Origin of the sequence: Ornithinibacillus gellani (genome assembly GCF_003730295.1) — a bacterium.
In the GTDB taxonomy this organism is placed as follows: Bacteria; Bacillota; Bacilli; order Bacillales; family Amphibacillaceae; genus Ornithinibacillus_A; species Ornithinibacillus_A gellani.
On sequence record NZ_QTSZ01000049.1, the window covers coordinates 185,641 to 199,759 of the forward strand.

9 protein-coding genes and 2 pseudogenes are annotated in these 14,119 nt (G+C 35.3%); 7 read left to right on the forward strand and 4 right to left on the reverse strand.

Annotated features, from left to right (window positions below; genetic code table 11):
- Nucleotides 1-39: 39 nt before the first annotated feature.
- Nucleotides 40-879 (reverse strand): AraC family transcriptional regulator, encoded by an 840-nt coding sequence (locus DX933_RS15675; RefSeq protein ID WP_190279554.1) that lies wholly within the window; start codon nucleotides 877-879, stop codon nucleotides 40-42.
- Nucleotides 880-1,261: 382 nt separating this feature from the next.
- Here DX933_RS15675 and DX933_RS15680 point away from each other — a divergent pair, with 382 nt between their 5' ends.
- Nucleotides 1,262-2,887: an extracellular solute-binding protein gene (locus DX933_RS15680; protein ID WP_123317369.1), complete on the forward strand. Its 1,626-nt coding sequence runs from the start codon at nucleotides 1,262-1,264 to the stop codon at nucleotides 2,885-2,887.
- Between the two features lie 142 nt (nucleotides 2,888-3,029).
- A pseudogene (locus DX933_RS18915) lies at nucleotides 3,030-3,173 on the forward strand (IS5/IS1182 family transposase); the annotation flags it as partial.
- 1,364 nt (nucleotides 3,174-4,537) lie between these two features.
- Here the strand turns inward: DX933_RS18915 and DX933_RS15685 are convergent.
- Nucleotides 4,538-5,672: pseudogene (locus DX933_RS15685) on the reverse strand (IS3 family transposase).
- A 565-nt stretch (nucleotides 5,673-6,237) separates the two neighbouring features.
- Between DX933_RS15685 and DX933_RS15690 the strand changes: the two are divergent.
- The 3 genes from DX933_RS15690 (at nucleotide 6,238) to DX933_RS15710 (ending at nucleotide 9,840) form a co-directional block, all read left to right on the forward strand.
- A protein-coding gene (locus tag DX933_RS15690; protein ID WP_123317370.1) for an IS3 family transposase occupies nucleotides 6,238-7,388 on the forward strand; the annotation gives its coding sequence in 2 pieces (ribosomal slippage) (nucleotides 6,238-6,508 and nucleotides 6,508-7,388; 1,152 coding nt in all).
- A 1,101-nt stretch (nucleotides 7,389-8,489) separates the two neighbouring features.
- The gene (locus DX933_RS15705; protein ID WP_123317373.1) at nucleotides 8,490-9,074 is read left to right on the forward strand and encodes a TetR/AcrR family transcriptional regulator; all 585 of its coding nucleotides are present in this window, start codon (nucleotides 8,490-8,492) and stop codon (nucleotides 9,072-9,074) included.
- Nucleotides 9,075-9,102: 28 nt separating this feature from the next.
- Complete coding sequence (locus DX933_RS15710) at nucleotides 9,103-9,840, forward strand: hypothetical protein (RefSeq protein ID WP_123317374.1); 738 nt, start codon at nucleotides 9,103-9,105, stop codon at nucleotides 9,838-9,840.
- A 187-nt stretch (nucleotides 9,841-10,027) separates the two neighbouring features.
- Here the strand turns inward: DX933_RS15710 and DX933_RS15715 are convergent, their stop codons facing one another.
- The gene (locus DX933_RS15715) at nucleotides 10,028-10,507 is read right to left on the reverse strand and encodes a PAS domain-containing protein (protein WP_190279555.1); all 480 of its coding nucleotides are present in this window, start codon (nucleotides 10,505-10,507) and stop codon (nucleotides 10,028-10,030) included.
- 267 nt (nucleotides 10,508-10,774) lie between these two features.
- Nucleotides 10,775-11,545 (reverse strand): DeoR/GlpR family DNA-binding transcription regulator, encoded by a 771-nt coding sequence (locus DX933_RS15720; RefSeq protein WP_123317376.1) that lies wholly within the window; start codon nucleotides 11,543-11,545, stop codon nucleotides 10,775-10,777.
- 224 nt (nucleotides 11,546-11,769) lie between these two features.
- On the opposite strand from DX933_RS15720, the gene DX933_RS15725 reads away from it, so the two are divergent.
- Entirely contained in the window at nucleotides 11,770-12,522 is a 753-nt protein-coding gene (locus DX933_RS15725) for an ABC transporter ATP-binding protein (protein WP_123317377.1), read from the forward strand.
- Nucleotides 12,515-14,041: an ABC transporter permease subunit gene (locus tag DX933_RS15730; RefSeq protein WP_123317378.1), complete on the forward strand. Its 1,527-nt coding sequence runs from the start codon at nucleotides 12,515-12,517 to the stop codon at nucleotides 14,039-14,041. Before DX933_RS15725 ends, DX933_RS15730 begins: the two co-directional genes overlap by 8 nt.
- Nucleotides 14,042-14,119 lie beyond the last annotated feature (78 nt).

Consider the following 14,119-nt stretch of genomic DNA (forward strand, 5'->3'; position numbering starts at 1 on the left):
GTACTCTTAAGTTTATTTTGTTTTATAACCATTTTTAGATTACTGCAACAAGAGTTTCTTTCGATAAAAACCAGGTGTAATTCCGTATTTGTTCTTGAATAACCTTATGAAATAATTTTCTTCTAATCCAACCCTATCTGCCACTTCAGATATTTGTAATGTCCTTTCTTTTTCAAGAATGTATTTTGATTTCTCTAATCTTATATTTGATAAATATTGGTGAGGTGTTGTTTTATATAGATCTTTGAAAAGCCTAGTGAAATGCTGTGGTGAATATCCTATCATATTGGATAAATATGCTGTCGTAATAGGTTTTGAATAGTTTGTACAAATATATTCTGCAGCTTTACGAATATGTTCGTTTTGCGAGCCTTCATCAATATTATCCAAAGAAACGTCAGACTGAGATAGTCTTTTTATCTTTAGCAATATTGAATATAAGCATTCAGATGTTTGCCATTGAATAGTACTTTCGTTTTTCTTGGCAATTAACCAGAGCTCTTCGATGTGTTCCCAAACAATGTCGTATTGTTGTATGGTAAACTTCTTCTCCCCATTCAGATTTAGCTGAGAAAGAATTAAATTTGCTAATTGTCCGTCAAACCCTACATAAGCTAGTTCCCAGCCGTTTTTAGTCAAGGGAAAATATTCATGGCTTGTTCCCGCTAATACGATAATGGCCTCTCCTGGCACTAGTTCCACATCACCAACACCAAATATGCGAAAAACACCTTTCCCTTTAGTTACAATAAATATTTGATGATAGGGAAGTCCTACTGGCCTATTTAAATATGGTTGATTGTTCGAACCAACCGTTATTAAATGTATGGGTATTATTTTATTAATTGTAGGTATTTGAAGGAAACGCAAATAGTTCATTATTTCCAACCCCTCCATATTAAAAATGTACTATTGATGTGTTCTTAATGTCCTATTTAGAAGTAAATATACATTATATAATTAAAATAATCCAATATACTACCAAGTATATCTTCTTTAAAAAATGAAGGTAATTGTATTGAATGTATGATTGTTTAAACAACTATTTATAAGCTAAATACAAACAAAATATAGTTCAAAGGTCCAAATTTATTGTTTCATATGATCTTGAAGGGAAAAATCATACGGGATAAGGTTAAATGTGTATATTACTGAAACTAGTTGAATGAAGAAGGGGCGCTATAATAACTGTCCAAAATTATTAAAAAATGACGTTTCAGTTTAATATTTAATACTTTCAAATCAATGGGGAGGTCTAAAAATGAAATATCGGAGTATACTTTTGTTAATTATTTGTATTGGTTTAATCGCTGTCTCTGCTTGTTCAAAAAAAGATTCAGTGAACAAAGGAGAACCGAGTGAAGATGAGTTACAAAATCTTAATGATTCAGCATTTCCCATAGTAAAAGAAAAAATATCGCTTGATTTTTTCGCTGTTCATGTTCCAGAAGGGCATCAAGACTGGAATGATGTATTAATATTTAATGAATATGAAGATAAGACAAATGTAAATATTGATTGGGAAATGGTGTCAAGTGAATCATATGTGGAAAAGAGAAACTTGGCACTAGGAGGTGGCTCTCTACCTGATGTATTTTATAATTCTTACTTTAGTATGCCAGATTTAACGAAATATGGTAGCCAGGGAGTATTCATCCCTTTAAATGATTTAATTGAAAACTATGCGCCAAACTTTAAGAAGTTATTGGAAGAAAATCCAACCATTGAAAAAGCTATTACAGCAGCAGATGGTAATATTTATGCATTTCCTACTCTAAACGGGCCAGGATTTACTACAAACATTATTGGGGCTCGACCTTATATTAATAAGAAATGGTTGGATGCATTGGATATGGATATGCCTGAAACGACGGAGGAATTCTATCAATATTTAAAAGCCGTTAAAGAAAAGGGACCAAGTAATGGTAAGGTTGAAGAAGTACCATTTGGCGGCTCATCGATTGAAGAATTGATTAATAATTATTTACTTGGTTCATTTGGATTAGCAAATAAAGGACTTGCGAATACTTTTATTGATAGGGATCCTGATTCCGGTGATCTACGATTTTATCCTGTATCCGAACAATATAAGGAAATGTTGGAGTATGTTCATAAGTTATATGATGAAGGATTGATAGAAAAAAATATCTTTTCCATCGATCACAATCAATTTTTGACCAATTTGGGGGAAGGAAGATATGGAAGTGTAGTTTGGTATCCTCCAGAGGAAGTCGCATCAAAAGAGCACGGAAAAGATTATGTTGGTATGCCAATGTTGGAAGGTCCATATGGGGATAAAACATTGGCTATTAAAGGACTAGTGGACTCTGCAGGGGCACTTGTTATCACGAATAAAAATAAATATCCCGCTACAACAGTGCGTTGGGCTGATTATTTTTATAGTGAAGAGGGAATGAAGCACTTTTTTATGGGTGTGGAAGGAAAAACCTATGAAATCGACGATGATGGGAACCCAAGGTATATGGACCATATTACGAATAGTAAAGATAATTTATCGTTGGAAGAAGAAGTATCGAAATATTTAGTTGTTGCGGGAGGCGGGTACCCCGCTATGAAAACAGAAGCATTTTATAGTGGTGTTGAAGTGACACCGCAGGCATTGGAAGCGGTGGAAAAGCTAGAACCTAATATAATGAAGGATGAAGATACATGGGCGCCATTGAATCATACAAAAGAAGAACTAGACCAATTACTTGGATTTGGTACAGATATTGAAAAGTATGTTAAAGAAATGAGAGATAAATTTATAGCAGGAGAAGAATCGTTTGCAAATTGGGATAAATACTTAAAAGAACTTGATAGTATGGGATTGGATAAATATATAAAGATCAAACAAGATGCATTGGATAGGCAGTTAGATGAATAAATTTTTGTAGGTGAGTGAATTTCATAATCCCTAGCCCTTACAGGATTAGGGTTTCAAAATACAAAAAAGGAAGTACCTCCCCAAATCTTGTATAATGGTAGTAGTTGAAGACTATCCAAAAAGACTGGAGGGGGTACTCCCTATGATCATTATACGACAACCAAGTTTATTTAGAATCCAAGAATTATACGAAATGGAACCTATCCAATAACATGCTGCCATTATTTCAGCGATAAATATGGGTGCTATTTATTATGAAGTTAGTAAAAAGTTCCGACTTAACGCAGCTACAGAATATCTGAACAATGGTTATTTAAAAGGATATTTTCAATTGAATAATGTAAGATATCGTTCTGGCAAACGCGCAAAAGTGCATTTTGATTAGTCTTTCACAAAGTTTTTCGTGAAACTTTCGATCGCTGTCGCTGTAAAGTTTTTATATATCCCAAAGGCTAAGCTTCCAATGAGGACTTTACATCATCACTAACTTTTTTACGTGACCAACCGTCTGTACTTTTATTTTTTAGGTTTTGCTTCTTTCGTTTCTTGTCTCCATTCGCAACTCAAAGGTGGGTGATGATTTCCCCTTTCATAACCTTCAACAAAAATTTTTATCCTAAGTTCCCGGAATTTATAACGAGATAAAACTGAGAACGCTGTAATATCAAGGTCTCGTCAAAATTTCGCTCCTGAATCCATCGTTATATTTTGAACATTTATTACGATGGAACTTTCCAGTATTTACGTAGGGTTTCGATGTTTCTCGTTACATAATTCGGGAATCCAGGTTTTATGAAACGCCAAAGATGGGAGCAATATTTTAGAAAAAAGCTTTATTAAACACAAAAAAATCCACCTGAATATAGGTCAACAGTAATCTTATAGAACTTCAAACCTTTATTGAGATGTCGAATCGTATCAAACAAATTAAAAACAGTGGTATATAAAGGAGGAGGGACGTAAATTTCTTCCCCTCCTCCTATAAATTAGAATAAAAGATAGAATTATCTCGAACTAAACGGATTGTTTGATTATTTGTTACTTGATTAATTGCTGAACGCACTTGACTACGTACAGTTTCATTGTTTTTTGCTGTATTCCCACTACCAGCAATGTAGTTCATACTTATGGTACACTGTGAATGAAATTTACAGCGTATCATAAGTATATTGACAAATTTCAAGAAAAAAATGAAATTTTTTTATCTATTTAATATAGCTTGTTATGTCTGCTTTTGCCTTTAAATTAGATGCAGAAGTATTACTTTATAAGTGACTCCACTCTTAGCATTAGAAGTTGTATAGGTTCTAGTTCCTGAACGTTCTGGAGATTCGTATTTATATCCATTTGAACCTGTAATAATAACTTTATATTTTCCACTTGTAACGTTTGAAACTTTAGTATTAAACGTATTGTGTGGATCTGAGTCAATATTTTGGACATGGATCTATGTCAATATCTTGGACACAAAAATGTTAAGTCGTTTTCTGAACGGCATCCATTCATGGAGTGTCCTGTATCCAGCGAAACCAGTCAAGTGAAAGACCGCATTTGACAGCTTTCGCTGGATACAGGAAGTGCAACCCATGGGTGTCGTCCCGAAAAAAATGTGTAGGTAGGGTAAATCGAGAAGCCAAGTGATTCCTCTAATCAAGCTGCTTCCTGACGGCATAAGTCTTCTAATTGTTGCGGCGTTAAATAGTTAATCGCCCCGTGAATCCGTTTTCGATTGTACCATGACTCAATATAATGAAAGAGTGCTATTCTTGCAGTTTCGAAGTCTAGATAAGACGTTCGATATACTTCTTCTTTCTTCAAAGTTGCATGGAACGACTCGATGCAGGCATTGTCATACGGGCATCCTTTACGGCTAAAAGACTGTTCGATCTCCGCTTCTTGTAATACTTTTTCAAAGTCTTCACTTGTGTATTGGCTTCCTAAGTCGGTATGCAAAATCAGCCCTTCACCTGGTTGTTGGACATCGATTGCGTTCGCTAAAGCTTGTAGGACAAGTTCTGTCGTCATTGATGTGGAAAATGAATACCCTACGATTTTCTTCGTATGTAAATCTAGGACGGAAGCCAAATAACACCAGCCGTCTCTTAGGGTATTAATATACGTAATATCTGCCACCCATTTTTCATTGATAGTCGTCGTTTCGAAATCCTGTTCTAACAGGTTTTCACGTTCTTCAACCCAGTGGAGGAAGCGGGTCGATATTTTTTTACGATTGTCGATTGGATTCCTGCTCTTTTCATGATGCGTTGAACGCGCTTTAGACTGACTGTAAAACCTTCTTGCGTTAAGAGATGATGAATTTTCGGTGCGCCATAGCGCCCTTTACTCTCCGCATGGATGATTTTTAGGCGAGCTAAAATTGCCTCGTTTTCAATTTCATACGAAGATTTTACTTTACGGAATGACTGATAATACGTACTTCTTGGCACTTTTAATACTTCGCACATTACTTGAACAGGAAAATTTTCTTTCCCTTCTTCAATGTGGTCAATGATCTCTTGGTCAGTTACTTTCTTGCGAATATGGTCATAGCCTTTTTTAGAATTTCTACCTCCTGTTGAAGGCGAAGATTTTCCTTTTGGATTTCTGCAATTTCCACCGGCGTCAAACCACCGCTTTCTTCAATCGGAGAAAGAGCTTTGATCCATTTATAAATGGTTACTTCAGATACACCATATTCGCTGCTGAGATCACTCACAGATGTGCCAGATCTGTGGAGTTCGACAATAGTTTGTTTAAATTCTTGATTATAACGTTTTTGTTTCATTCCGGACACGTCCTCTCTATTTATAGGATAGAGACTTAACTAACTTGTGTCCATACATCCATACTAGCACCACAGTTTAGTGTTGACATTCCATATAGAAAGTAAAGAGGAAGTACGTAATCCTCCCTCATGCAACCTTAGCCGTACAGACAGTGGTTGTCACAATTTAATTTATGCGAGAACCACCTTTTTGCCTTTAACGGCGTTGGGTGGTTTTTTTGTCTAAAATGTTTTAGAGTATATGAGCCAAAAAGACTTTTAAAATTTAACTTGAACGTATGAAACAAGGGATAATGCATTTCGGATGTTCGATTCGTGTTGGGAACTACGAATTTGGCAACAGTTATCAGACATGCTTGCCTAAACATCTTAAGATTGTGGTAAGTACTCTGAAGTTTATTTTGATACATTGTGGAAAAAGTAGGATTGTGTTTGCAATAGTTTATCCATAAAATTGAAGGTAAATATAAAGGGGAGAGGACCTATAAAAATTAATGTTATTCTGGATAGGTTATACTTAACTAGACAGATTCATTAAGGTCATATAAACTTGATTCAACACAATATGGAGGAGAAATCAATTATGACCAATAAAAGAAGACGTAGAACTTTTTCTAAGGAATTTAAAGAACAAATTGTTAAGCTTCATGCTTCCGGAAAACCAAGGAGCGAAATTATCAAAGAATACGAGCTGACGCCATCTGCCTTTGATAAATGGGTTCGCCAACACAAGACTTCTGGATCGTTTGAAGAAAAAGACAACCGGACTCCCGAGCAAGAAGAATTAATCAAGCTTAGGAAACGCAATCAACAATTGGAAATGGAAAATGATATTTTAAAGCAAGCCGCGCTGATCATGGGACGAAAGTAGATGTGATTCGCAACAATTCTCACAAATACTCGGTATCAGCAATGTGTGACGTCCTACAAATTCCAAGAAGTACGTATTACTATGAAGCAAAAGAACGTGAGAACAATGATGAAGAACTGACAATTTTAGTTGTGGATATCTTCAAAAAAAGCCGTAGTATTTATGGTCAAAGAAAAATCAAAAAAGAACTTAAAAAGCTTGGCTGGACTGTTTCCCGTCGCCGTATTGGTCGAATTATGAAAGAACAAGGTCTTGTATCTAAGTACACTGTATCCCAATTCAAACCAACAAAATCAACTTGTAACGAATCTGAAATCGGCAATGTATTGAATCGGGAGTTTAATCAAGACCAGGAATTAAAAGTAGTTGTTAGTGATTTAACTTATGTTCGGGTTGATAAGAAATGGCATTACATCTGTATTTTAGTAGATTTATATAATCGTGAAATCATTGGCTTCAGTGCTAGTCCTAATAAGACTGCAGCGTTAGTTCAGCGTGCCTTCGCATCGGTACCATACAATCTAAATCGGCTTGAAATATTTCACACAGATCGTGGTAATGAGTTTAAAAATCAGCTCATCGACGAGGCGCTGGATGCCTTCGGCATTGAACGATCCCTAAGTGAAAAAGGAACGCCTTACGACAACGCCGTCGCCGAGGCAATGTTTAAAACGATTAAGACAGAGTTTGTGAACGGCACTAATTTTCCTTGCCAACAAGCACTTGACCTAGAACTTTTCGATTATGTGAATTGGTTTAATAATATTCGAATTCATGGATCGTTGGATTATTTAACGCCAATGGAATATAAACACAAACATCGGAAAGAATTGAGCAAAATTTAATCATAAACAAGTTTTCTACCTTAAAAAATTTGTTCAGTTTAGTGTTGACATTCCATTCTTTACAGAAAAGAGAAAAACTGATTTAGTATGTGTTTCACTTGGACCATATAATATATAAAAAGGGGAATAGTATGGAAAATATGATGATAATTTTAATGTATATTGGGATCTATTTTATGCCTGTCCTGTGCATTACTTTTTGTGTAAATCTGGTTTCTATATTAAAGAAAATAAAAAATAGTGAAGACACTAGTTTTAATACATTTTGGATGACTTCATCATTCACTCTTATGATGTGGAGTATTGCAATGCTTGGTTTCGCTGGAGCGTATTAACTATAAATATATTGAAAGGTATGCCTACCCCCAAAAGAAAAAAAGACTGAGCCGGTGATAGTTGCACTTGCGATTTCTTTCCTTTTTTGCGTCGGTGCTGCATTTCATTAGAGCAGTTAAAATCAAGATATTTTAATGGTAACTGCAACAGGAAGATGGGTGAAAAACACTAAACCGGAGCTAACAGCGCCTTGTCTTTTTTATGCTGGGTTGAATAGACCGACTACGCCTATAATGGCAAAAACCATTATTACACATGCGATAAATAATAGCATGAATGTTGTTTTTTTCATGATTTTTGTCTCCTTTTTTATTAATAAAGTAAAGATTTTCCCGATTCTATTTCCTATCCGTAAGCTTAAATTATCTGGTCCCTTGCCAAACCGGATCTTATTATTTGTTATCGCATTTAATAGCACATCGAAATGTCCTATATAAACATTCCGATGTGATCTTGTACTTGCAGACACAATATCCTCATGCTTGGAAAGATATATCTAGAGCCTCCATAAATCCATTGTTCTACATAGAACCGAGCTCATGTACTTTGTTTGACTCTTAATCCTCAGTTTAGCAAACTAATTGAATATTTGCATATAATTGGTCGAGTCATATGTTGGTACGATCCCAAGCTGAACATTGCGTGTTATTGCGTCTGTATAATCATCAACATGCATGCGATTTTTTTATGAGATTTGACTGAACTATATTCAGTGATGTATCATTGAATATAGTTCAGTCATGTGAAAATAGTAGGAGATGGGCTATGAGAATATCTAAAGAACCTGATGTAAGGCGACAAGAGTTAATGGATATTGGCTTGGAGTTTTATATGAAGGGAGGGGAAAAAGGATTTAGCATTAAAGATATCGTTAATCAAGCTGGTGTAGCGACAGGTTTATTTTATTACTACTTTAAATCAAAAGAGCAGTTTGTTGATGAGATTTTAAATGATTTCATTATGAAGAATATGGAAGAAATTCAACAGATTCTAAAATCATATAAATTGACTGTAATGCAAAAGCTAACGGAAGCTTTAGAGCTATTTTGGGTTTTTATAAAAAAACTTGAACCATATAAAAACAAGAATTCGTTTCAAACAGAACAACACTTTCAGCTAGAACAGAAAATATTCATGCAAATGCAGCCACCTATACAAAAGTTGATAGAAGATGGGATAAGAATGGGAATTTTTAATACGGAGAATTCGATCTTAGCCTCGGGATTTATCTTATACGGACTTAGTAGTATTGCTCATTCAGAGAAATTTGATTTAAATGATGAGATCAAAAAGGAAATGATGAATTTAGTGTTAACTACATTAAATTATAATCAAAAAGAAGATTTCTAATTAGGGTGTGGGGCAAAGGAGGATTCAAATGAAAATTCGTATTGCAGGAAAAGATATTACAAACGAACAATTGACAGAATGGAAAAAACAACGTATAAAAAAGGTTTTTAAAATTTTTCATTATAAAACAGCTGAATTAAATGATCCAGATATGATGATCGAAAAGCTAGCTGAAATTAAAATGGGCTACTCCTATCAAGAAATGTATAGCAAATTGGAATCTAAATTAAAATTAAGTGAATTCATGATGCGTATGGGCGCTACTTTATCTGGAAATAGACGGAAATTTTCCCAGACCGAAATTTATTTAGATGGGCTTACTGCTGCGGAAGCAATTGAGGGCATTGATAACCAAATGTTAAATTCATCTATTGAAAACAATCGGATTAATTTATCTGCTTGTCCAGATCATTATGCATTAAGGCCATTAGGTGAAAATGAACTAGAAGTAATTGAGACGACTGGAAACGCTCCTGTACCGGTTCAATTTTTTATAGTATTCGATGATGAAACCGGATTACAAACACCAAGAGATCAAGCTTACGCATATCAATCAGTAGGTGTTGCGCGTATGAAGGATGGCACTGTTATTGGCGGGGTTCGCCACCAAATTAAAGATACAGAAACAGGTATGAAAATCAAACTTTCTGTTGAGTTTCCTGCACTTGCGCCCACTAGTATTATAAAATCACATCAAATGCATTTAGCCTGTGAATTTTCTTATTGGCTACAGTGGATAAAAGCGCATAAAAACAATCATAAATAATTATGGAAATGAAACAGGAAAGATATTGAAAAGACTTTAGATTATAAATGGCTAACCACAATATTTTTTCCAAATGAATTCTAACTATATTTATACCCCCTAGCTGTAGACAGAAAATCTAATTCCAGGGGGCATTTCTATTTCTATTCCATATATTCTGATAGGCTTTTCAAATTAATAATATGACTTACTTAGGGTTAATCGCAATAAATTCTTCAATCGTTTCAGGGGTGTGTTTGCCTTCTTTATCTAGGAAAATATCAATATTAACAGTTACATCCATACAGCCTAGGTATTTTCCATTTTCATCACGTACGGCCATGAATTTTTGATAAATCTGTCCAGTTTCTTCCCCTGAGCGTTTCGGAAACCAAAATTCCCAATCATCACGTTCACCTGATCGGAAATCATTCAATAATTTCTCCACATGATGGGGCATTCTTGGATGAAGTTTAAGCACATGCTGACCAATTGCTTCTTTACGACGACCATGGACACGGTTCGGGTTATTGGAATACCATCGGAAAATATCGTCAGCATCGCAAAAACCCATTTCAAATGGTAAAAGATTAATAATCGAATCTAAAGTACTTGCTTTAATTGCACCAGTTTCAAAATTTATGACAGCTTCAGGACTAATTACTTCGGACAATTTTTCTTCAGCCATTGATAACGCTCCTTTTCGCATTCTCTCCTTATGAGATGGGTGTGGTACAAATATAATTAGAAAAGAACCCCCTAACCTTAGGTGATTTTAAATCTAATTCCATTAATTATGATAGCACTGAAAAGGATGATGTATTGTGATGCAACTCACTGCACTGGTTTTTAGCTGGCCAAAAGCCGGGCATATCAGAATCCAAAATTATGCATCATCATAAAGTCTTTAAAGGCTGCATGGGTAGTCATTGCTGAACTGTCATGGTTATGATATTTAATGCGATAACGGTGCGATAAGCAATGTAGCATTTGCCTTATTAAACGCATCTATATAGCAAGGTTGTAAATGCTGATCTGTAATCAAACAATCGATTTTTTCCAGTGGTGCAATCCCAATTAGTACATCTTTACCAAATTTCGTACTGTCGGCGGCAACATAAATTGTATTGGCAATTGTCATGATTGTCTTTCGCGTGATGGCTTCTTCTAAGTGATAATCAGATACCCCTTTTTCTACGGTAATGCCGCCTGCACAAAGAAATGCTTTATCAATATTTAATGATTCAAAATGAAATAAAGCTTCATGTGAAAAAACAGATTTTTCCTCTTTTCTAATTTTACCGCCAATGATGATCACATCTACCTCACTGTCTGCTAATTCGAGTACAACCAGGATGGAATTCGTGACAACAGTTACATTCTTTTTCTGCTTGATATATTTGGCAATTTTAAAAGTTGTTGTACCACTATCCAAGTAAATACAATCTCCATCTTGCACTTGTTCACTGCATCGTTTTGCAATTGCTTGCTTCTCTTTTGACATACTTCCCATCCGCTGATCCAGCTTAATTTCTGTCATGGCAGGCTCTATATATTCAATCCCACCATATATTTTTTTTATTTTACCCTCCTTTAATAGTTGTTGAATATCCCTTCGCAATGTATCCATTGAAACCGCCATCAAAGTCGTTAACGCTTTCATTTTCATCACTTTATTGGTTTTAATCAGTTGATATATTTTCTTCTGTCTTTCAATCGGTAACATTTCCTTGTCTCCTTCTTGACTTTTCTATCCATATCTTACGTCTGACAATCCTTGTTTTCAATAGAATTTACACAATCTTCATAACGCTAATTAATAGAAAGTGGGCAATAATTGCGTAAGACTTTGGTAATACTTGGGCAGTTTTTACACAACATTTACAAAATCAGCAAACGGAATTTACATTCAGCTTTTATACTTAGGGTGTATTGAAGGAGGTGGATATTTTGTTGAAGTTACAAAATATCGGTAAAAAATTTGATCAGAAGGTTGTATTAGACAATATTAATTTAGATATTCAAAAAGGTGAGATTGTATCGTTATTAGGTCCAAGTGGTAGTGGGAAAACAACTTTATTGAACATCATGCTGGGTTTAACAAAAATGGATCAAGGAAAAATAATTTTCGATGGAAAAGACCTGACTCATGTCCCCATGAAAAAACGTGGATTTAATATTGTGTTTCAAGACTATGCTTTGTTTCCAAATTTAAATGCATATGAAAATATTATTTACGGTCTTAAAAATAAGCGGGGAAAAATCTCTGAAAAAGAAGTGAACGAATATATAGCGTTTTTAGGATTAATTCCCCACTTAACGAAACGTATTTCTGAGTTATCAGGGGGACAAAAACAAAGGGTTGCCTTAGCAAGAACATTGGTGACAAAGCCAGAAGTACTTCTACTAGATGAACCACTTAGTGCACTGGATGGGGTGATAAAGGAGTCGATTAAGACGCGGATTCAATCGATTGCAAAGGAATTTAACTTAACGACAATCATTGTCACACATGATCCAGAAGAGGCGTTAACCATGTCCGATAAAATTGTCATTATAAAAGACGGAAATGTTGCACAGTTTGGTACGCCGCAGGACATTATGGAGCGGCCAAAAAATGAATTTATTCAGGAGTTTATTTTAAAACAGCTCCATATCAAACGGAAAAATATTTATCATTTATTTGGTGAGCAATATGCATAAAGAGAAAATGGAGGCAAAGGTCATTTATATTGCAATCATTGTGCTGTTTCTTGCGTTTCTTGCGATGCCACTACTTTTCTTGTTTTGGCAATCCTTTACGAATGAAACCGGATTTATGATTGGCAATTACCTCACCTTGTTCGAAAGCAAAGAAATCTTAACTGCGGTTATAAATAGTATCAAAATCTCTACTATAACCGCAATCATTACAACAACACTGGCATTTCTGCTTACATACACCGTAAACGCGACAAGGGTATATCGTCCCTTAAAGAAAGTGATTCGAATAGGGATAATGGTTCCAATGTTACTGCCAACGATAACCTATGGCTTTGCAATCATTTACTCTTTCGGAAATCAGGGGCTCATTACAAAAATATTTGGTGGAAATCTATTTGAAATCTATGGGTTCAATGGATTATTAATTGGCTACGTTATTTACACACTGCCGCCCGCTTTCTTACTCATCCATAACTCATTTACATACATGGATAAGAAGTTTATCGTTGTCTCAAAATTGATGGGGGATGGTGCTATTCGAAGTTTTTTCAATACGATTATTCGCCCATTAATTGGCACCCTTGGTGGGGCGTTTGTGTTGTCGTTTATTCTCAGCTTTACTGACTTTGGGATACCAGCTTCCATTGGTGGAACATACCAGGTTGTAGCGACCGAATTATACCGGGTCATGCTTGGAGCCATTCCGGATTTTAATCAAGGTGCAGCTATTGCAGTACTGATGCTGCTTCCAGCATTATTTGGTGTCATTTTATTAAGGTATTTAGATCAATTTCAATTTCATTACGATAAGGTTGGCGAAACGGAAGTCCTGCAGCATCGTGGTCGTGATATACTCACCGGCATCTTTTCTTTAACTGTTTTTTTCGTGATATGCATGGTATTTGTAGTAATGTTTGTCGCGCCGTTTTTGGAGAGCTATCCGTATAAAATGAATTTTACCTTTGATCATTTTATCGCAGTATTCTCCTCCAATGACTTACTAATGGTATATAAGAATTCATTATTCGTTGCCGTTATGACAGCTATATTTGGTACAGTGATTGCGTATGGTGCGGCATTGGTCAATATTGGCACAAAAGTAAAAGGCCGCAGCACAATGGACATGATTTCAATGATAACGAATACGGTTCCGGGAATGGTACTTGGATTATCCTATTTTCTATTTTTCAATGGCAGTAGTTTAAAAGGAACCTTTTTAATCATTATTCTAAATACGATTGTTCATTATTTTACGACACCATATTTAATGGCGAAAAATTCATTAGCTAAGATGAATCCCGGTTGGGAGACGACAGGGGAGTTATTAGGCGATAGCTGGTTCAAAACCATTCGACGAGTCGTTTTACCAAATTCAATCTCTACTGTTCTGGAAATGTTCAGCTATTACTTTATCAATGCGATGGTGACCATATCTGGATTGATTTTCTTAGTAACGGCAGAAACTTCGGTAGTTGTTTATTGCATAATAAAAGTTGATAGTATTGCAACCAAAATGTGAGAAGGGTGCAAAAAAAGAAAAAGGCTTGCCAGCCCAATCAAAAAACTCTATCGTTAATAGTGACCAAACTAATTAATG

Bases quoted from the DNA above. Each gene is read 5' to 3' on its own strand.
- DX933_RS15675 (WP_190279554.1), bottom strand. From the start codon at position 879: ATGAACTATTTGCGTTTCCTTCAAATACCTACAATTAATAAAATAATA.
- DX933_RS15680 (WP_123317369.1), top strand. From the start codon at position 1,262: ATGAAATATCGGAGTATACTTTTGTTAATTATTTGTATTGGTTTAATC.
- DX933_RS15705 (WP_123317373.1), top strand. From the start codon at position 8,490: ATGAGAATATCTAAAGAACCTGATGTAAGGCGACAAGAGTTAATGGAT.
- DX933_RS15710 (WP_123317374.1), top strand. From the start codon at position 9,103: ATGAAAATTCGTATTGCAGGAAAAGATATTACAAACGAACAATTGACA.
- DX933_RS15715 (WP_190279555.1), bottom strand. From the start codon at position 10,507: ATGGCTGAAGAAAAATTGTCCGAAGTAATTAGTCCTGAAGCTGTCATA.
- DX933_RS15720 (WP_123317376.1), bottom strand. From the start codon at position 11,545: ATGTTACCGATTGAAAGACAGAAGAAAATATATCAACTGATTAAAACC.
- DX933_RS15730 (WP_123317378.1), top strand. From the start codon at position 12,515: ATGCATAAAGAGAAAATGGAGGCAAAGGTCATTTATATTGCAATCATT.